Source organism: Nocardia sp. NPDC052112 (assembly GCF_040680135.1).
GTDB lineage: Bacteria > Actinomycetota > Actinomycetes > Mycobacteriales > Mycobacteriaceae > Nocardia.
In genome coordinates, this window is the sequence record NZ_JBFAWD010000005.1 from 315,532 (window position 1) to 338,834 (window position 23,303).

1 protein-coding gene (running past both ends of the window) is annotated in these 23,303 nt (G+C 66.6%); it reads right to left on the reverse strand.

The whole window is internal to a sigma factor-like helix-turn-helix DNA-binding protein gene (locus AB0L58_RS12155) on the reverse strand: the coding sequence, 107,625 nt in all, runs 44,077 nt past the left edge and 40,245 nt past the right edge, and what appears here is coding positions 40,246-63,548, spanning codon 13,416 (complete) through codon 21,183 (partial); reading right to left, the first codon wholly in view occupies positions 23,301 to 23,303. Both codon boundaries (start and stop) fall beyond the window edges.

A 23,303-nucleotide genomic window follows, 5' to 3' on the forward strand; every position in this document is an offset into this window, starting at 1 on the left:
TCGCTGTCCGACAAGCCCAAGCGCTCGAAACGTCCATTGCCCCATGGCGCCACGTGCCGCCACACCGCGGCCACGATCGGCCGCGGCACACCATGATCCAGCCACCGCGAAGTTTCATCCCGGAATCGTGCCGCGTACGGGCTATCGGCCACTCCGATCACAGCCTCTACCAGGCCACGCAGCAAACCGGCAGGCGAGCTGGGGTCGGGCCGATCCGCCAGCGTACGACGGTATTTCGCCTCGTCCATGTCCCGGTACAGCCACATGCCACCGAAGTTGCTGCGGTCTTTGTAATGATGAGGTGCGATGCCCACCAGTTCGGTGTCGACAGCTGCCTTGCGCAGTGCGCGCGCGGCCTCCGCCCACTGTGCAAGTTCCGGATCGGCTTCTGGCAGTGTCTCGTTGACCAGCTCCTCGACCGCAGTTGCGGCAATCTGCTCGACAAGGCTGACGAGCTTCGCCCCTGTCAGATCCGCAGTGTCGCTCACGTCCCGGATGTATGTACTGCCATCGGGGAACGTGGCCAACTCCACCCGGACGTCACCCGACTCGCTGAGCACCGTCACCCGTGGTTCGCCGAACGTCATCGCTCTGTGCACCCGGTCGCGGAACGACGGCACTTCCGGCGGCGCGCCGATCATTCCGGCCAGGCCGATACTCGGGCGCTCGGCGAAATCGACTACCGCGTCGAGGTTTTCGTCGAACTCGATACCTCTGATCACGGCGTTGCTGCCGGCGGTCACGCGTTGCATCCAGGCCGCGATCGCCGTGTCTCCGACGACCCAGCCACCATTGTGGGCCGCTACCGGATCGGCGTTGTCGAACACGACCACATCGCCTTCGCGCAGTTTCGAGTTCGCTGCGGCCAGTGCCTTGTTCACGCGCATGATGGCGAAGGCGTGCGCGCCGATGGCACCGTGATCGACTATGCCCGCGATGGCGGCCCGGTCTCCGGGGCGTACCTCGCCGTTGCGCACCGCGTCCAGCGCCTTCTCCAAGCCGGTTACGCCCCGGCCGAACGGCTGCTCGCGCCAGCCCGCGGCCAGACCGGCGGCGAAGGACCGGTCGGTCATGCCGTCCATTACCAGCTCGTCGGTCAAGGGCGCGGGAGTGATCCGAGATCCGTTGGCGCCCAGCAGTTGCTGGAATTTCAGCTCTACCTCGCGACCGCATACCTTGGCGTGGGCGGCCAGGGGGGCCATCCGCCTCGCGCCGCGCACCGTTACCGGCGCGCCCAGGAGATCGGCGAATCCGCTTGCGAAACTGGTTGTCCCGACCGGCTTTTCGGTACTCTCCTGATTCACCTGGGGCGGAGCCGTTGCCGGATCCGCATCCGCAACGGCCCCGTCGGCTTCGGTCACCGTCACACCGGTGAGTCCCTGCGCGGTTCTGCTCCAGACGGTCAGGGTTCGCTCGCCCGGCGCACCCGATATCGACGCGTGCGCGTACGCGGCACCCGTGGCGACCGCGTCGCGGAGCTGACGGCCGAGAGCAGCCATTGCGGCGTCGGCCGCCTGGCGTGGTGTCACCCAGTCCTGAGTCAGGCGGCGAATCACCTGTTCCAGTGCGGTGATACGCCTCGGGTGGCGGTCATCGAGCCGCGCCGATACTTCCAGCGTCGGCTGCTCGCCGCCCACTACCCGCAAGCTCATCCGGGCCGTGCCGGTCTCGGCCATATCCAGCAGATCCAGCCGGTACCCGGTGTGCGCGGACTCGTTCTGTCCGGTATCCGACGAGTCCGGGGCATCCGCGGTGTGCCAGGGCCGGTGCTGTTCGGTGCGCACTTCGCTGGCCGGGTACAGGTCGTAGCGGTAGAGACCGGAGCCGCGCGCCGTACCGGCGGTGACGTCGCGCTCGGCGCCGGTTGCGGGATCGCGCTCCACCTCGAATGCCGATGTCACCACCGCGGTGTCGACGGCAGCTGCCACCAGGGCCCGGGTATCTGGGTCGATATCGGTGTTCTCGGCCAGCAGCGCGCGGATCCCGTAGATATCGGTGGGTGCCGGCTCGAACGGATCGGCTGCCGGGGACGACTCCTCCTGCGCCGCCGCGAATTTGATGAACCACACCGCCTTGAGGTACGGGTGGCGCTGGCCGCGGACGAGTGGATATGCGCCCAGCTGATCCATATGTTCGGCGACGATGCCGCGGCCGCGGTTGCGCGACAACTTCCGGTTCTCGACCGGCTTCTCACGCTCCGCGTCGGCGGCCGGGGCTTCGGCCTCGACCGCCGTGAGGTCGTCGGCTGCCGACAGATCGATACCCGGCAGGCCGAAGTCATCGCCTTCTTCGAAGCCGGCCAAGTACAGGTCTGCTGCCTCGTTGAACGAGAGATCGTCCGGGATGTCGTCGAGCTGGCTGTGATCCGCCGATTTCCCGCCGCTCGGCAGCGGTGGCGGGAAGTGGCTGCTGACATCGAAGGCTTCCACCAGCATGCGCTTCGGAGACGCCGCATTGCCCGGCGTCTCGATCAGCGTCGCGCGTAGCAGCACCGGACCGTCGGTGTGGTCCAACGCATTGGAGCCCCATTCGGAGACCGCGAGTTCGCTCTCGAGGCTCGAGTCCTCCGGCCATTTGTTCTTTCTCAGGAACGCGGCCAGCCAGGCCCGCACCTTCGGGAGGTCGGCCCGCCGCTCACCGGTCCCGACTCCGGCGAGGAATTGATCGCGTATGCGACGCTCCTCCTCGAAACCGGTAGACGGCCGCTCCCGGAATTCGATCCGGAAAGTGTCGGTGTCACCGTCGGATTCGAACCGCCACCGATCCGGCAGCTCCCTGAGCGCCCGAGACGCCGCGATCATCGACTCGTCGGACAAGGCCGCGCCGGTGAAAACAACATCTATCGACATTTCGCGGCCACCTGCGCTGCCCTCCACGCGCGGGCGCAGCGTCACCTGTGCCCCTGGCGTATGCGCAAACACCAGGTCCACGACGGTTGCCGCGAGTCCGAGCACCGCGGGTGGTTTCGGAACCGACTTCGCAGGTCTCCCGTCCATCGGTCCCGCGGGCGGCAGCGCGGCCCGGGTGTCGAGCGAATCGTGCCACCCGTACCAAGCCATCAGGTCGGCACACTCTTCGAGAACCTCATGGCGGTGCTGTTGCCAACCGGCGTGATCCAGGGCCTGCGAGGTCAGCGCTGCGACCGCGAGCTCGGCGGCGACGCGGCCGGGCGCTCGGTCGGTGGCGTGCAAATCCTCATCGACGGTCAGACCCTCGAACGGCCGCATCTGCTCGGGAGTCACGCCGGGGTCGCGGTGCACGAAAACCTGCTCGTCGACCCATGTTTCGTGAATCTGCGCGGAGATCAACTCGACTGCCGAGGGGGTGGACAGTTCCACGCCCGCAGCCTGTACCGCCAGTGCAATCCGCAGCGCGGTCTCGGCCTGGTGCCGGTACTCCTCCTGGAAGTATTCCGGTAGTTCCACAAAGGTCAGGTTCGCGATATCGACCGTGATCTCGGCGCGAGTCTGCTTGGAAATGCCGGTCGGGATCTTCGAACCGTCCGGCATCCGCAACTGCTGGGTGTACGTCGTCTCGGTAACGTGGAACTGCTCCCGGAACCTCTCATGCAGCTGGACGGCGACCTGCCCGGCCAATTGTTCGATCCGCGCGGCCACGTCGTGCACAGGCCGGTCGATATCGGTGCCTTCACCATCGACCCGATCGACATGACGCATCAGCGCATTCGGGTCCGACAGCAACCGCGCCTCGGTGAGGAACGCCCGGACGGCCCGGCGTTCAAGGTCCTCGAGCTCGGATACCGGCCTGTGGGTGGCCGCGGCGAGGGTATCCAGATCGTGCCGGTGGACGTGGTGCTCCCAGATGATCCAGTACTCATCCGGCGATGCCAGGCAGGCGAGGGCGGCCTGCAGCACCTCGGGCGCGACGGCGGTCAGCGGACCGCCGGGGTGGGATCCCGAAGCGGCACCGGCGATCCGGCTCTCGTCGACACCGCCCGCGCGCAGGAACGACGCCCACACCCGTTCGGTGAAGGCCTGGCGCGCCCGTTCTTCGGCCACCACCAGGCCGATCTGGCTCATGAACCAGATGTTGGATCGATGCCCCGGCGGCAGAGTCTTGGCGAAGACCAGATCGAAGACCCGCTCCCGCAGCCGGGCCGCTACCTCCTTGTCCTCCACCTCGAACTTCAGCCACTCCAGCAGCGCGGCGTCCTGCGCGGCGCGGAATTCGCGGATGGCGTCGCGATCTCCGCTCTGCGCGGCGCGCAGCAATGCGGCTCGCCGGTCGTCGGAATCCGGGGCCGACGGCGTCGTGGCACCGTCCTGGGTGGTGCCGGCGGCCTGCTCACCGGCGATTTGCGCCGTCGCCCACTGCGGCAGCATGGCGGCGATCAATTCGACGAAACCGCGTGGACGGCCGGACTGGTCGCCCTCTGGTTGCCGCTGTCCTGGCAGCAGACCATCCGCCCGACCTGGCCCGGCCTCCGGTTCCCGCTGCCCCGGCACAGTGCCGCCCGCGCCCGGCGTGCCGTCCGCTCGGCGCTGTCCCGGAACCAGCGGCCCGACGAGCTCGAGTGCATCCCTGACGTGCTGTTCGACGTCCTCGTTGTGCAACGGCTGACCGTTGAGCACCTTCATGACCGAGTTCACCGAAGCGCCGGCGATCCACGCAACCGCCTCCGCCGTCCGCGGGCGAGGCAACCTCGACTCGATCCGGGTGGCGGCGCGCCGAATCCGTTGCGCGACACGCTCGTCGATTTCCAGACCTACCAGCAGATCCACGACGGTGACCTCGGCTACCCCGGCCTTGTCCGCCACCTTCTTTATGCGGGCCTGCTCGGGTAGCTGCTCCAACGCGTCATAAGCGTCGAATTCACCTGCGGCCGAGGATGTTACGCCGTCTCCCACCCCTTCCGGCGGCTGCGCATCCGGCATTCTCCTCGGTGCTGCCGCGTATTCCGGTGCCGAGGCGGAAATCAATCCCTCGACACCGCGCGCCGGCTGAGCCTCCCATTCGATCAGCTGCAATATGGTGTCGAAAACCTTTGCCCCGTACTCGGTTTCGACCGAGAGCCGCCCATCGAGCACCCAGACGACAACGTCCTCGTCGACGCGGGCAGCCGCAGCGATCGCCGCGGTTTGGCGCATGGCGGCATGCAGGCTGATCGGCAGGTCCGGGTAGCTCAGCTGCACGGCGGCGGCCAGCACGCGACGGTTCGACAGGTCGTGCACCGACACACGCCGGGACACCACCTCTCGCACCGTCGCGGGCGAAACCCCCGCTGCCGCAGCCACATCCCACGCCGTTGCCCATGGATCGGACTCGGTCTCCAATTCCGGGTCCGCCGACACCGGCGCGGTCAGCTCCAGGCCGTGCAGCTCCGCCGCCGCGGCGACCCGTGCGCCGATCGGGCCGGGTACCGGCATTCCCTTGACCACGGACAACACCGTCCGGACCGACACCGCGGCATCCACAGCCACCGCACGCCACAGCGGTAGCTGTGGAGTATCGCTCCCGCCGGACGGAGCGCCGATCGGACCGGCTGCCGCTCGCCCACTACCCATCCCCTCGGAATCGGCGTTGATCGCCGGAGGCGCGCCGCGCCCTCTCCGCGGCCTCGCCACCGCCGGATCGACGAACTCCGGCTTCCCGCCGACGGCTCCGGACAAGGGCTCGGTCTGTGCCGGCGCGGTCGTGCTACGACGCCGTCGACTGTCAAGTTCTGCGTGCACGTCCCTGTCTGCGACGGACGACATGGTGGCATCGTCACCCGCTGCGGCCACACCTGGTCGCAGCTGTTTCGCTGCGTCCGGGACAGCGTCAGCGTCGCCACCGTCTCCCGCGACGAAGTCCGATATCAGGGCGTATGCGATACCCAGCGGGCGACGCGGCAGGGGCAGCTCCTGGAAGCCCACGGCGAAGGCGACACCCAGTGCCGCATCTTGATCCAGCTCGCCGACCGGAATCGGTTCCGCCCACCCTGCGAAATCCTTTTCGGCCCTGCGGGCTTCGGAGAGCGCGTCATAGCCGCGTTGCAGCTCTTCGAGCAGCCGACCCGGTGCGACGCGGACCGCCAGCAGCCTTCCGCACACCTCCAGCGCCGCGCTGTAGACCGGTCGATCCTCGAACAATTCGCGGTGATCGCCCCACATGGCGTTCGGGCGCAGCCGCGACGCTTTGCCGGGGGTCAGGACGTCCGGGTGTACCGCGAGCCCCAGCACCTGCTCGCCGTCGTAGAAGAGCTCGAACGGCCGGCCATCGGAAGTTTCCTGCACCGTCAAGAAGAAATCCGGGAACACCGCGCCGATCATGGCCGTGCCCAACGCATTCGCAAGCTCGGTCACCGCCTCGGCGGACAGCTGCGGATCCGACAGCGAATCGCTGACGCCCACACCCGTCCGCTTGAGGTCCGCCACCGCAGACACCACGGACACAACAGGCCCGACGGCCTGGCCCGGCTCCTGTCTCTCGGCACGCTCGTGCTCCAACCGGGCTGCGTACGCCCGCCGATTGGCGAGCTCCCCCGCCTCTTTCCGGAATCGGCCGGCGACACCCCGGAACGCGACGAGCGCGCCGAGCCGGAATTCGTCGGTTTCGCTGTCGATCAAGGCGGCCAACTCGTCGTCGCCGAGGCCGTCCGTCGACACCCCGTATCCCGCCAGCTCGTCCGACAGGCGGCGCATCGCCTTCTCCAGCGCGAGATAGGCATCGCCGGGGGAGTTCCCCGAGATGGAATACGGCCAGCTCTCTCCGGTGATGCGGCCATACCGCTGGATTTCCGCCAATCGGTCGACCGCGGCACGCGCAACCATCTCCGAGAATCCGTGCCCCTGAACGAAGTGGCGGAAATCCTCGAGGTCGATCGCGCGAAGCCGCTCCAACAGCCCGTCGTTGACCCGCTTGCCGATCACCGCCAGCACCACCGCCGAGCAGATGCTCGGCTCGTCTTCCGACAGGTCCTCAGCGGCTCGCTCGGACAGATTCAGCCCCTCGAGGATTCCCTCGTGGTCGTAGCTGATGATGCCCCGCCGCTCGTGGTCCGGCGCGTCGTCGGGGGCGTCCCGGTTCAGCACCAACGGCGTGTTGGGGTACATCGCGTCTCTATCCGCCAACACGAAGTGCAGCACAGCGACCGGGTCCAGCCAGAGTTCCGAGATGCCCAGGGCCTCGAGGTTCTCCGCGCTGCGGTCTCCCTCGTTCGGCACGTACTCCACCAGAAGCGCCGGGCCGTACTTGCCCTCCCATTCACGAACTTCGGGCACAACTCCCAGCTGAGCCATTCGATCGAATTCCCAGGCGATGCGGCCTCTGCGGTTGGTCCCGTCCCGCTTGCGCTGCACGCGGGTCTTGGCCACCGCGACGGGCCGGCCGCGATGAGTGATCAAGTCGACCCGGTGGGGCTCCACTACATCGGCAAGCCGATCGGTGTCGTCACGCAGCGGCGGCTCCTGATACTCGAGCTCCTCGAGCGGCGGCATCGGGTCGGGCAGCGCGCCGGTTTTCGGGCCGAGTCCCCACCAGCGACGGCTGAGCGCCGCCAACCGGCTGAGGTCCCCGACCGGTGAAACCTGCTGGCCGTGTGCGAACGGCCCATTGCCATCGGCCGGCCCGGCCATTCGCACACCCACTGGTTTGGCGGGTCCCAGCAGCGACAACGGTTGCCGATCGCCCAATCTCTGCTTCGGTGCGCCGTCGTCACCGAACAGCAGGCGGTGCACCTTCCGCACATCCGGACCGGCGCGGTGTATCCACCGAGTGATCGCGACGTCACCGACGATCCACCCACTGTCGGTCTCGTCGTACCCATTGTCGAACACCGCGACTCGACCGATCTGCCCCTCCAATTGCGGGAACTCGTCGATCAGCGCCTGATTCACCCGCACCACGGCGACCGCGTGCGCGAAACCCTGACCGCTGATATCCAGCACCGCCGCGGCCATGGACACGTCGTTGTCGTCCAGTCCGACCTGCCACACCAGCTCGGCCAGCGCCGCCGACCCCTTCAGTGGCGAATTCGACTCCCAGTTCGCATCCAGCCCCTTCGCGAACGCCGATCCGGTCATCCCCCCGGTGATGATCTCCCAGTCATCGACCGAAGCCGGATTCATTCCGGCGGCCTGCTCGCCCGCACCGGCCACGATGACGGCCTGCACCTTCGGGCCGCACACCAGCGCCGGACTGTGACGCTCCTCGAAATCGTATTCAGTCGTGGCCATCTCGGACTCCGGCACGACGCCCGACCGGATCGTGGGCGCCGCCGGTGGCCGCGGAGCCATTGCGGGCCGGTACTTTTCGGTGATCTCGGACAGCACCGTCGCGAGCTGTTCATCCGCCCACACGTCCAGGTCGAGGCCGAGGCCGACGGCGAAACCGGCAACCTCGTCGTCGAGCGCGGCATTCGCGTTGCGAGCGGCGGCCAGCAGCTCTGCTCGATGCACCAACCACCGCAACTTCTCATCGGCTTCGGCAAACCTCTTCGAGCTCTCCAGCAGTCGCTGCAGACCGCGGAGCCGAAGTTCCAGCCCGGACAACTCGCCCACGCGCGGGTCATTCACGGTTTTCAGGAACTCGATCGCGCCGTGTATGCGACGCGGGTCCACTTCTTGCTCGGGTAGCCGCAACCGTTCACCGAGATCCCGGAGCAATTCGTCATACAGTCTGCGCACCCGATCGGGGTTGATGCCCGTGTCGGCGGGCACATTCAGGGCCCCGCTCTGACCATCCAATCCCTGTCGCAGGCCAGCACGATACGTATAGGCCTCCGACACAGCATTTTCCAGAGTGCCCACACTCGACATCTCGACAGCGTCGCGGGTCCGGGAGCGCAGATACGCGGCTTCGATATCGATCGCCGTCAATTCGGCTGCCAGGCCGATCAATTCGGTGACGCGATCCCGGTGCTCGGAGGTGTGCGCCGAGGCCGACAGTTCCGCCACCCAGTCCCGTATCCGGTCCAGGTTCAGCTCGTTCAGCGTTTCCAGCGCCCAGAGCTCGGAGTCCTCGTCCAGATCGATAGTGCTGTCGGACAACGCTCCCTGCACCAAATCAGCGATCCGAACCGCGAGCACCTGGCGCCCGGCGAGCACACTCACCGCTTCCCGGACCTGCCGGCGGTTGTCCAGATCCGTCCAGAACTGTGCGTCGCGTCCTGTTTGCCGATCCTTGCCGAGGTGGTTCCCCAAGACGACGGCCAGTCGCAATTGTGCTGCGAGCCCGACACATTCGCTGAGAATCGCCGCGTTGCCCGCATCGGGACTTCCCGCAGCGGCCAGATCCTGCAAGGTGTCATCGATCCGGTCGAGTTCCAACGCCTGCGCGGGCAGTAGCGGAGCGGCACCGCCGAATCGCAGGTTTCCGATCAGTCGTTCGATCTCGCCGTGGATTTCGGCCACCTCTGCCCGAGCATCCGCCAGCAGCAGGGCAATGCTCCCGACGGGGTTCTCGGACCGGACGGGGGCCGAATCCCCGGACACCAGGTCGATCTCACCCCGCCGGTACAGCAGCCGTGCGGCGTGCAGTACCCCGGGCGCACCGGCCGGCAGGCCGACAAGGTGGTTGTACGGGCGCTGTTCGTACGGGTGCAACGCACGGCGGGCAGCATTGTCGGCCACGATCTCGATTACGAACCGCTCCGCGGCCGATTCGGCGGCGGCCGTGGCCGATTCGGCCACACCGCCCGAACCCGCAGACCGATCGGTGTCGGCCACCCGGACGATGAAGACCAGTGCGGCATCGGGCGACGACCGGCGCAGCGTCCGGAACTGCGTGACTGCCAGCGAGATCGGCGCACTCGGACTGCCGGTCTTCGCGGTGCCCAGCACGAGCCTTTGCACTTTGGCCGCAGTACTGGGCCTTCCGAGGCCGATCATCAGTTCGAAATCGCCGTCCGGGGTGCGGGTGCGGGACAACAACTGAATCTCATCCTCGTCCAGTTCCCGCCGCAGGAGCTGTCGAGCCAGTTTCATCGCTCGGTCCGTGTCGTTGACCTCCGCCAGTCGCTGCCGGTGTGCGGCGCCGGATGACTCCCCAGCGGCGGTTGCGGCGTCGACTGCGGCCATGTCGGTCGCCAATGTTGCTTGGTTCGCGTTGTGACGTACCTCGTCGGGTAGACCGACGGCCTGGGCCAATACATCAGGATGGTGCTTGCTGAGCACTTCTTGCACGTAGCTCGGCCACCCGCGCCACCGCCTCGCGTTGGCCGCACCCATCTCGGCCGCATCGGCAAAGGTGGCACCGGCGGGCAGCACCATGTCCTGGATGCTCGACATCCCGGCCCACCGCAATGCGTCCCGGATGATCTTTTCCGGATCGTTCACCGGCAGCACCATCGCCACGGGCCTGGATGCGCTCGAGGAAACCTCATTGCGCTGCTTGCTCAATCGGAGCCGGTTCAGGACACCTATCACCCGGCGGGAAGCCTGGTCGTGCCCGATCACCGTGATATCGGAGTCCGCCCCGCGGCCTATGCCGCGTGCGGAGGCCAGCTCCGTCACGAACGCCTCGAGCCCCGCCGCGTCCCGTCCGAACCACAGCACCGCGCCCGGCGTCGACCGCGAGGCGTGGTTCAGTACCGCGTTCAGACCGTCATCGGCTGCCGCGTCGGACTCGCTGTCATAGACGTGGATCTGGACCTCGGGCACCTGCGCGGATTGCAGGTCGCCGACGGTGAGCACCAGCTGCCGCGAGTCACCGAAGCCCAAGCGCAGCAACCGAACCCGCGGATGACCAGGCAGGTGGGTTGCCCACCGCTCCGCGATCCGCAACCGATTGATCCAGTTGTCGACCTCGGCCAGGTCCCGCACATTCTCGGCAGTGGGCTGCTCGATACCCTCGAACTCCTGCCTGCGCCGGGCAAGCAGCATCCGGTTCAGCTCGTCGGCCATCGACTCCGGCAGCTGCTCGGTGGTCGGCAGAGGTGTACCAGCGGATTCCGCCCACAACCGTGCTATCGGATCGCTCAGATGCCCCAGGATCTGCGCTCGGGCCGCCGCGGGCAGATCCGTCCACCGCTGCTCCATCACCACCCGCAACAGATCTGCCGCCAGCGGATTCAGATCGTCGAGGCCGGTGCCACTCGCCAGGTCCGCCTCGGCGCGCACACCCGACCAGAAACTCTCCCACTGATGCCCCGAAACCTCGCTCGGTATCGCCGGTACCGCGGGCCGCGGTACCACGTGATCGTCCGGTTCCGGCGCGCGCACACCGACCCGAACATGCTCGAATGCCCTTGCTGCAGCTGGCAATTCCCTACTGACCGGGACATCGTCGGCAGCCGAACCCGTCAGCCGCATACCCACGACCACCGGCTCCCCGTCGGCATCGCGGATCACACCCGCCGGCGGCTCCCACTCCTCGAATGCCACACCCTCCCCGGTCATCCCCTCCTCGAACACCCGCACGACCCCATCGGCGCCGCGCTTGATGTTCACCGCATGCCCCCACTGCGGCGGCTGCCCATCGACACCCTCGTACACCAGCACCGCAACCACCGCGCCGCCGTCATTCGCCACCCGATCCCGCGCACCCGCCAGGTTGGTGATGCTCTCGTCGAATCCGACGCCCACCACCCCGGGCGCATCCCGCAACAACACACCGTCGGGCCCGGCGGTGAAACCGGCCAACCCTTCCGGCGCCGGACGCCCGACTGCCGCCCACCCATCCCGCGCGGCGACGGGGAGGCAGTTCTTGGGTCCATTTGCATGGACATGGTCGGAGGCGAGCGGGACGGACGGAGTCACATCCGCAACGGCCGGGTCGCCTTCTCGCCACTCAGTCGTCTGCCCGCCCATGGCAGCGACGCCGGCACGGGTGGCGTAACCCGGTCCATCCACATCCAGCAGCGAGCGGGGCGAAAGTGCCGTCCCTCGCGGCTGCGCGAGATCGGCGTCGCCGCGATACGGCGAGTACCAGTAGCCGATCCGATCGGCGGCAGCGAACACCCGGAGCGCAGTGTCGGTATCGGGTGAAACCGCCCCCGTCAGCACCTGGCTGACAACCCGCTTGCCACCATCCACATTCGCGGCATCCGCCACGTCATCCTGGGTGGGCTGGTCACGGAATCGCCCAGGGACGAACTGTCCGTCGATGAACCTGGGCGCAATGAACCTGGTGCGGATGAAGTCCGGGTCGATGGCGCGTTGCAGGCCCTCGGGAATGCGCACACCGATCAGCGCCGCCGCGGCGAGTACCCGCTGTTCGGATTCGGTGTAGACCGGGGTGCGGCGTCGAAGCACCCTGGACACGGTCGCCGGAGTCACCCCGCACAGACGCGAGATGTCGAGCTGGTTCGGGTTCCTGTTCACCTCGTCGTTCGTCACCGCCAGGAAGCATTGAGCAACCTCGAGCAGGTTCCCCGCCATCGGCATGGCTCGTTCGCCGGTGTTCGTGGCGTTCAGCAGCTGCCATACCCGGCCGCGGGTCACATTCGCCGGATCCATCTCCAGCAGCTCGGCCAGTTGCGTACGCAACGCCCATACCTGCTCGACATCGACGGGCTGTGCCGGCGGCACGTCGGCAGTGAAGACCGTTGGGAGCGAATCGTTTTCGGCGCCGGACTGCGGAGCTCGAGCCATATCCGCGGCGGCCGGATCCGCAAGACCAGCGACAGCTGCGAGCAACCGTTGCCGCGATTGCCGGTCGGCCCGGTCACCCGAGAACGCGTCGCGCACCGCACCGGTGGTCCAAGCCAGCTCCGTCGCGAGATCACCGACGAGTTGCTCCGGCGGTTGAATACCGGACAGGACCTCCGGTGTCATCGGGAAGTCGAGCTCGATCGCTGCGGCCAGTACCGCCCGCAATCGTTCCGCCCCCACCCGGCGACCATTGAAGACATTCGACACCGTCGCCACACTGACCCCGGCCGCCTGGGCGATCTGCCCATAGGTCGGCCGAGGAGCCGACGGCAATTCGGCCACTGCGGCGAGCACTTGCTGCCGCAACTGCTCATGCCGGTCGTCTGCGTCCAGGCTCGAAAATGCCTCGCGCACCATATCTTCGGATACGTCGGCCACTCGGGCCAGAGCAGTGACGAACTCGTCGTGCAGACGAATCCGCGACAACACCTCGGAAGTCAGCGGGAAGCCGAGCACGACCGCCGCGGCCAGCACCGCACGCAACCGATCCGCACGCACCTCACGACCATTGAAAACGTTGGCCACGGCCGCCTCGTTCACTCCGGCCTCATCGGCGATCTGCGCATAGGTCGGGCGAGGAGCCGCAGGCATTTCGGTCACCGCAGCCAACAACCGCTGCCGCAACCCCGCGTCCGAATTACGGCCCGCGAACACCTCACGCACAACCTCAGCGGACACATCAGCCGCCCCGGCCAACGCCTCGACGAACTCATCGTGCAAACGAATCCGCGACAACACCTCGGAAGTCAGCGGGAAGCCGAGCACGACCGCCGCGGCCAGCACCGCACGCAACCGATCCGCACGCACCTCACGACCATTGAAAACGTTGGCCACCATCGACAGACCCACCCCGGCCTCATCAGCGATCTGCGCATAGGTCGGGCGATCGGGGGCCGGCGGCAGTTCGGTCACCGCGGCCAACAACCGCTGCCGCAAGCCCACGTCCGAATTACGGCCCGCGAACACCTCACGCACAACCTCAGCGGACACATCAGCCGCCCCGGCCAACGCCTCGACGAACTCATCGTGCAGACGGATCTTGGACATGACGTCGGAAGACAGCGAGAAACCCAACCCGACCGCCGCGGCCAGCACCGCACGCAACCGATCCGCCCCCACCTCGCGACCATTGAAGACATCGACCACCATCGACAGGCCCACCCCGGCCTCATCAGCGATCTGCGCATAGGTCGGGCGATCGGGGGCCGGCGGCAGCTCGGTCACCGCAGCCAACAACCGCTGCCGCAAGCCCACGTCCGAATTACGGCCCGCGAACACCTCACGCACAACCTCAGCGGACACATCAGCCGCCCCGGCCAACGCCTCGACGAACTCATCGTGCAAACGAATCCGCGGCAACACCTCGGAAGTCAGCGGGAAGCCGAGCACGACCGCCGCGGCCAGCACCGCACGCAACCGATCCGCCCCCACCTCACGACCATTGAAAACATCGACCACCATCGACAGACCCACCCCGGCCTCATCAGCGATCTGCGCATAGGTCGGGCGATCGGGGGCCGGCGGCAGCTCGGTCACCGCAGCCAACAACCGCTGCCGCAAGCCCACGTCCGAATTACGGCCCGCGAACACCTCACGCACAACCTCAGCGGACACATCAGCCGCCCCGGCCAACGCCGCAACAAAATCGTCGTGCAAACGAATCCGCGGCAACACCTCGGAAGTCAGCGGGAAGCCGAGCACGACCGCCGCGGCCAGCACCGCACGCAACCGATCCGCCCCCACCTGGCGACCATTGAAGACACTGGACACCGTGGATTCGGTCGTCCCGGCCTCATCGGCGATCTGCAGGTAGGAAGGCCGAACAAAAGGTGGCAGTTCGGCCACCGCCGTCAACAACCGCTGCCGCAACCCCACGTCCGTATTACGGCCCGCGAAGACCTCACGCACAACCTCACCCGGCACATCAACGGCCTGTGCCAACACCTGGACGAATTCGTCATGCAGACGAATCCCGGACAACACCTCGGAAGACAGCGGGAAACGCACACGGACCGCGGCGGCCAGCACGGCCCGCGTCCGCTCGGGCATGACACTGACATTGTTGAAGGTCTCGTACGCCGCATTGAGCGCAAGTCCCGCTTCTCGTGCCACCGCGGAGTACGTCATGCGGCCGAAAAGTTCTTGCCGGACATCGGATTCCGACAGCGTCGCGCAATCACCCATCCGTGCTGCGTCCAACACACGGTGCCGCAGTTGTTCGTTCACATCCTGGCCCGCGAACACCCGCCGCACGACCTCGTCGGGTACACCCGCCTCCACCGCCAGGTCCGCAACACAGAGATCGGGCAATCGAAGCTGTGACAAGACGCTCGTGGTCATCGGCAATCCGGACCGGAAGGCGGCGGCCAGTACCAGCCGCATCTTGTCTGGGAACACGAGCCGGCCTGCGAAAGCCGCGCGCACTATCACGGATTTCAATCCGGCCAGGCGAGCGACGTCCGCGAACGCCGTCTGCCGAGGCAGAATCCCCAGTCGCGTGGCTGTATCACGTACTTGCATCCAGGTCGTCAGATCCACATCCCCGCCCACGAAGACCAGGTGAACGGCTTCCTCCGGCACCTGGGCCAGCTCGGCAAGATCCGCTACGAACTGCTGCGGCAACCGAATTCCGGCCAGAACCTCCGGGGACAGCGGGAATCCGAGCTCTGTCGCGGCGGACAACACGGCCCGCATTACGCGCGCGCTAACCCGTCCGCCGTTGAGGGCTCGGTGAGCACTACCGGAATTCACATCGGCTCGCCGCGCCACGGCCGCCAAGGTGACCGCCGGCGCCGATGCCGTCGGAATCCTGATATCCGCCGGCGTCGGAACACCAAGTCGATCGGCAGTCGCCAGCACCGACTGCACTATCCGCGCATCGGTTTCCAAACCCCTGAATACCCGCCGAACCCGGTCGTACGGTACCCCCGACTCCCGCGCTACATCGACCATGTTGCGACGTGCCTGTGGCACCGGGGCAGGCGGAATTTCATCGACGAGTTCGGGAGCGAGTGCGCGGATGGCTGCGACCACCCGGTCCCACGTCTCCGGAGTAACCCGCTTCCCGTTGCGGACCCGGCCGACCGACAATTTGGAAACCCCGGCCCTGCGCGCGATTTCGCCGGTATTCCACCAAATCGGTAGTTTCCGAGCGGCTTCCGGAAGTTCGAAACCTATGCGCGCGGCCGCCTCGACGACAGCGCGCCAGGTGGCGTATGTGACACGTTCGCCGTTGAGGACCCGGTTGACCTCATTGCGCGATGATACACCCGCCTCACGAGCCAGCCGTGTCCGAGAGGGCGGTGACGGCGGTGGGGGCGGCGGTGCGATCAGCAGTTCCGGCGGCAGCTCGATGCCCAGCGCGACCGCCGCCGCGGCGACCTTCTCCCGGGTCTCGGCCGACACACTGCCGCCATTGAGCATTCTGCCCAGCGTCTTCCTGCCCACCCCGGCTACCGAGGCCAGGGTCCGCCACTCGAATCTGGGGGTGAATTCATGAATCGAGACCAGCTCGCCGTTGCGGAACTCGAGTTCGAGTTCGGCCATCGCGGCCGTCACACGCTCCCGAATCGCGTCGGGAACCGACTGCCCACCGGCCATCCGCAAGACGACTCGGAAGGACACGCGGGCGCGGCGCCCCACAGCATGCGCCGACACCGGCTGCGGCAGCTTCTGCGGTCGTGCGACGTCCTCGGAAAGCTCGAACCCGATCCGCCGCGCCGTCCGGACGACTTGCTCGTGGATCCACGGGCTGACAGCCTTCCTGCTCAGCACGAGAATGACCGTGCTGAGCGGGAAACCCGCAATGCGCGCCAGGTCGGCCGCGGTGGGCGGCGCATCCGCGGTGAAATCGACTGCGGCCTGCCCGATTTCGCTGTCCTGTCCCACACGCTCGGGCGAATCGGCGGCGACCGAGTCCTCGCGCACAGCGGGCTCGGGTGCCTCTGTATCGGGGCGAACTTCGGTAAACCACTCGACCAACGCCGCCATCGCAACACTGTGGAACCTGGTGACGGTGCTGCGAGGCCGCATCATTGCCCGGCTCGTGTCGAGCAACGACTCGCCATTCAAGATCATCAAGTAGCATGTCGTCCGCTGCTGTGCTGGCAGACGCGCGATCCCTTGGGCCAATTTCGTCAGGTCGCCTGCCATCATCCGGTCGAGTGGCGGCGACAACCGAGCCCCGACTTCCGCAACCAACCGGTCGTATTCGGGACCGGCCTCGGGGAGCCGACTCAGCCAACCGTCGATGTCGACCACCGGCGGCTCAGGGACACCGAGCAGCGAAATCATCAGGTTGTCCGCGGTGCGCACACGTGCCGAGTACTCGGTCTCGACGCTGATACCCATGGTGTCCATCACCTGCGCAGGGGACAGACCGCGCAAGAACCGGAGATTGCAGTATTCGGCACTTCGGCCGGTCAGCTCCGCGACCGCATCTCGAAGGCGAGCGAGGTCGCCGCCGACGGCCTCCACCACTTCGGTGGGAAAACGCGCGGCCACCAACAGATTCAGCAATTCGTATTCCGGTGTGCCCGGTGCCGGAAGGTCGTGCAGCGAGATCGGGATGATCGCGATCAGGACATCTGCCAGTGCGCGCTTCGCGCTCTGGTCGAGTGCTGCCATGTCGGTGGCCCAACCGAGCTTTGCCACCAGTGGTTCCACCGTCTCGCGCGGGAATGCCATGCCGACCCGCCGGCGCATCCATTCTCGTTGCGGTCCACGAGAGATGTTGTTCAGCGCCTGCGTGATCAATGCCGGATGCGCCGACGCCACAGCCTGGGTGCGCAGCGGTGCGTAAACGGCGGTATCGGGATCCTCGCTCGACTCGTCGGCTCGAAGCAGGTCCAGAACCTCGGTTCGAATGCGTTGGGCGATACGGCGTTCCACTGCCATCGGCGCGATCTCGAGCAACCATTCACCGATTGCCTGGCTAGTGGGCGAAGTCCAGTTGCGCTGTGCCGCAGTGGCAAGCACGTCATCGGTGGCGGCACGCGCCAGCGGTGCTGCTTGCCGATCGTTCAGGCGGCCCAGCAGATGCTGGAAGATCTGCCGGCCGAGGATCTGTTGCACCGACGATGTCGCGGTCGGGCTTCCGTTCCTGGCCAGCTCGAGCAGAGCGAGCAAACGTTCGTCCTGCGGACGGCTGCGAGCATCGTCGGATCGTTCCGATCGTTCCGGATCTGTTGCGCCGACGTAGAAGTCCTCGGCACTGGTCCGCACCACACCATCGGCATCGGCAACCACCACCCGCTGACCATCGGTATCGAGGAACGTACCGAACACCGGACGCCCCGCCGCCTCCCGCGACGGCACGAAATTCGGCTGCAACACCCCCATACCCGGATCACGCTTCTCGATCCGAACAGTCCCATCCGAATTTATCCGCCGAACCAGCCAATACGCATGCCCGACATCTCCGTGCTCGCCCGTACCGTCGACATGCGTCGGCTCGAACACCAGCAAACCGACCTCGGCCTGCGGCACAACATTTCCGGCCTCGGCACCGTCGGGATCGATACCCTGATTCTCCGCGTCGACCCGATGTCCCCACGCCTTCAACCGCTCGACGGCCTCGCCGATATTCGCGAAAGCCTGCTTGGGCCCGCCCAACTTCTCTTCGATAACGCTGACCCGCATACCCCCGAGCCCGGCGGTGAACCCACCCAGATCATCGCGGCCCGTCACCACACCGATGTCCCGCATCGTCAACGGACCACACTGATTATCCGCATGCGGCCGGCGCGGGTCCGGGTGCACGTAGGCCGTATCGCCCTCGTCGGCCGGCGCCTCGCCGCGCACTTGCGCCAGCGACGGCTGCAGACCGGCCTTGGTGTCCTGGTTGACCGCGTGCGCCAGTGCCCAGTCCGCCATCGTCCTGGCGTAATCGCCGCCGTCGAGGCCGTGCGAGAAGGCATATATGATCCGTGACGGATCGGTCAGCGGCAGCGAACGATCTCGTCCCCCGGTTGCGGCGCCTTCGGCAAATGCCTCCAGGTCGTTCAGCTTTCCGCGTTTACCTTTTTCGAAGGCATAACGCGGCAGCCGCCGCAGCCACGTGGGGAAGTCCTCGTCCACTCGCAGGACCGGATGGCGCCGATAAACGTTGTAGGCGTTGCGGAGTTCCTTACGGAGCGTGCCGCGGGCGGTCAGTTGGAGAGCCTGGTCGACGGCATGCAAGAACTCGTGGACCAGATAGTCGGTGATCGGTTTACCCGACGACTTGCCCCACACACCCTTCGCCTGCGCCTCCCGCACGGCCTTCGCGGTCAATCTCCGCTCGGTGACGATCCGTCGATCGACAGAAATATCGGAGAAGACCTGCCCGCCCGCCGACATGAGACGCCACAGGGCGCGGGGGGCACGGTCCTTTTCGCTGCCGAAGACCGGGGTCCTGGCATCGACAGCACGCATGCCTTCCTCATCGAGGAGACGTATTTCGGTGAGGGTGTGTGTTCCGCGGTATTCCGCGAACAGCTCACGCAGGGTCTGATCGAGAGTCAAAAGGGCGTCGAGCGGAACATCGTCGTACTCCCAGCCCGTCAACTGGACTCCGTGATCTTCCCGGAGCTTGACGACCAGCGCTCGTTTCTCGGGGTAATCGTGTGCAGTGAGGGCCCCCGCCGCCGCACGCACCGAGTCACGGTGCACCACAAAACGATCCACGGCCTCGGGTTGTGCGTCGGTTCCGAGGGCCTCGCGCAGGTTGCGCAACGGCTCGCGCCGATTCTCCACCGCGACAGCATGATTCGTCAGCAACCGATGCTGTTCCGGCGCATCCTCCGGCCGCACGGCACCGAGTTCCTCGAGTCGGCGGATCATGGCACCGACCTCGTGGTAATGCATGGTCGTCGCCCAGAGGTCAGCCGAGAGGGCGGTGCCGGAGGCCCCCTGCATGTCCAGACGGCGCCGCGCGGTTCTCAGTGCATCGTTGTATTGGTGCGACTGCAGATTCTTCACGCTGGCGTTCGCCTTGCGCGCCGTCTCCGTCAATTCCACCAGGGCTTGATCCTGCTCGGCGATCAACTCCTCATAGGCCGCCCGGAACGCTGCCGGAATGACGACCAGTTCGCGGGGCTCCTCAGCGGGTGTCGACTGCTCCGATACCGGATCCGCGGTGCCGTCACCGACCCATGGCAGCGGCTGCCGCTGCTCGTCCGGCCCGCGGTTCCCCTCGGCGGCCCTGCTGGCACGTGCGGCGGCGAGGATGACCGCCACATCGTCGTCCATGCGGGCACCGATGCGGACGTTGCGGAAGTCCCGGCCCGCCACCGCAGCCGACTCACCGTTCGGGCCCAATGCCCGCGCGGCGACACCGCCGGGCAGCAGCTCCATACCGCCCAGACGCGCGACCCGATCCGGCGGGGTCCAGTTCTCGAACGATGTCTCCGTACCGTTCTCGACCACCATCACCTGCCGGCGTTCGGCATCCCACTTCACACATACCGCGTGCGCGCCGACCTCGTTCTCGTTCGTGAAGCCCTCGAACGCCGCAACAGCGACGATCGCGCCCTTGTTCGCGAGCACACGGTGGTAGAGCTCATCCCACGAGTAGAAGCCGTTCTCGTGCCAGTCCGCGCCGACAATTCCCGCCGCGTCCGCCGCTGCCACACCGTCCGGGCCCGCGACAAGACCCGCCAAACCGGCAGGCATTGTCCCGCCTACCGCAGCCCACGCTGCCCGCGCAGCCTCCGGCAAGCAGTTCTTCGGCCCGTCGGCCAGCAGGTGTTCGAGCCCGCCCGGACGCTGGTAGTCCCCGGTGGCATCGGCGGTCGTCTCCTGCGGGTGCAGATCGGACAAACCGGCACGCAGCGCCGCGTCGAGCCGGTCGATCTCGGCGAGCGCCGCGGCGTAATCGATTGCGGCATCGAGCATCTCGCCGGTCGTCAGGGCCTGCCTGGCCAAGAACTCCAGCTCGACGTCGTGCTGTCCGGTTTCGGGATCGGTCAGCGGGCCCATCCCATTGGGTTGATACACCATCTGGTGGATCAAGGCGATCGGCAGCGACTGGTGCTCGTCGGTCTCCGGCGCCTCGATACCCATATCCCGAGCGATTTTCCGGTCCAGCTCACGGGCGAGGTCACGTTGGAGCTGGTATCGCCTCTTGCGCAGCTCCGTGGGTACCTCGGCGGTGAAATTCCAGTAACCGTGCTTGCCCTTGGACAGCTTTCGCAGCGTTAGTTCGGCCTTCTCGCTGCGGCTCGCCACCGCGTGGCGACGGCGCGCCAAGTCCGTGAGCTCGCTCGCCTGCTGGTCCAGCGCAGCCGCCCGCGCGGCGTGACGCCGATAGTCGTAGGCAAGCTCGAACAGCTTGCCGAGTGAGCGATGGCGACGGCCCCAGGTGCTTCTCCACGCGTCGAGCAGTGTGGACGAGTCCTCCAATGCGGTGCTCAACACGTCTTCGTCACGCGGGTACCGGGCCAGATGCTCGGCCCGCCGAGCATCGAATACCGCTTCGGTTACCGCTGTCCGGGAATGGGCCCGGCGCTGTTCCGCCTGCAGTGCGACGATGCCGCCAATCCGGGCGACTGCGTCCAGCAGCCTGGTGATATCCGTGATCGCCCGCGCCGGATCGGTGACATTCGGCCGTAACCCCGACTCCATCACCCGCGGGTCGGCCAGGCGTTCTCCCTCACGACGGAGCTCATCCACCGCAGCGGCGTCCAGGGTCTCCGCGTCGAGGCCCCGAATCCCCATGTCGAGGCGGATTCTCACACCGTTATCCGCCAGCGCCCCTGGTAGCTCGGCGCGATCTTCCGCCGCGACATCGGCGAGCCTGGCCAGCGAATCACTCAATACGACCCGGGCGCTCGGGTTCTCGGCGGCCGGTCCGAGTGCGGCCTCGATCGCTCGATCGAACTTGCTGGTGAGCTCCTGCAGTCGCGCATCCCGCTGTTCGACCGTCCTGGCATACGCCAGCACTGCCTGGCAGTCCTCGAATGCCACTGCGAGCTCGTACTTTTGCTGCTCTCGCTCCGGATCCCGGGTCCGCACACTGTTCGAGAACGGGTCCGGCGTCAGCGATTCCAGCTCGCTGACGCGCATGTCCTCCGGATCACTGCCCAGCAACTCCCGCAGCCGCTCACGGGTCTCGTCGTAGCGGGCCTGCACGTTCGCCAAGGTCTGCTGCGCTACCCGCATACTCGGGCGCATGCAATAGAAGTCCGTAATGTCCCGTTCCCGGACCGTCTGCATTTTCGGGATCGTGTCTTCGGTCTTCTGGACCAGCCCCGCCAATTCGCCGAGTTCCGCAATCCGACCGGCCATTTCCCGCACCGAGGCGGCCGAGTCCAGCCCCATTTCGTAACGCGTGTATGCGTCGGCAAGTTTGTCTTCCAACACATCGATACGGCGGGCCCTGAGGGTGCACCGATCGATGTCCGCGACCTTCTCCATCACCTCGAAAAGGCGGAAGAAATCGACCGCAAGGTCTTTCACCGTCTGGGTAGATTCGACGGACCCCAGCACTTTGCCGACCTCTTCATGCACCCGCGCCTGGTCGGTCAACTGCCGCTCGGCGATTTTCACCTGCCTGGCCAGCTCTTGCCGCAGGTTGGTGAGCTCTTGCTCGAATGCGCTCCGGGCCTCCGATTTCGGGTTCAGCAACTGCGAGCCCCGGTTACCGAACGGGGCTACCAGATCGCGGAACGCTTGATGCAGCTCGGCGAGCCGTTTGTCATCGTGACGGCGCAGTTCGACCAGAGCCGGTGTCAGCTCGGGCGCGACAACCGGTGCGGCCCTGATCTTCCCGCGCAACAACTGCGCCAAACGCTCTCGGAAACCAGGTGCGGCAGAGACCTGCCCCGATCGCGGCGACTCGGACGTACCGACATAGAAGTCCTCGGTACTGGTCCGCACCACACCATCGGCGTCGGCGACTTCCACTCGCTGCCCGCGCGGATCGAGGAATATGCCGTACTCCGGATGCCCAGCCGACTCCGCCGACGGCACGAAATTGGGCTGGAACACACCCATACCCGGATCACGCTTCTCGATCCGAACACGCCCATCCGCATCCACCCGGCGCACCAACCAATACGCATGCCCGATATCACCATGCTCACCGCTGCCATCGGTATGTGTCGGGTCGAATACCAGCAGGCCCACCTCGGCCTCGGGCTCAACCATGTACCGGGGGTCGCCCGGCGGGTCAATACCCTTGCGCCACGCCCTCTTCGGATCGATGCCCCGGTTCCGTGCATCCACCTCCCATCCGAAAGCCTCCAACCGCGCAACAGCCGTACCGATATCGGCGAAGGCTTGTTTGGGCCCGCCCATCACCTCCTCGATAACGCTGACCCGCATACCGTCCAGCCCAGCGGTGAACCCGCCCAGATCATCCCGGCCGGTCTCCTCACCGATGTCCTGCATCGTCAACGGGCCACACTGGTTGTCCGCATGCGGCCACCGTGTTTGTGGGCGTTGATAATCCGCGTAGCTGTCGCTCTGTCGACCGGGCAGCTGGTCGCCCACCTCCGCGGCCGGCCGCAGGACTCCGCGGCCGACACGGTTGGCCCGGTGCCATTGCTCCCAGTTCGCCATAGTCGTCGCGAACACTGCCGGATTCAGTCGATGCGACATTCCGTCCGCAACCCGTGACGGATGCAGCAACGACAACGACGAGTCCAGAGCGCCACCGACACCGGCCTCCGCCAGCATCTCGAACGGATTGAACTCCTTGATCCACCTTCCATCGGCGCCCTTGCCGAA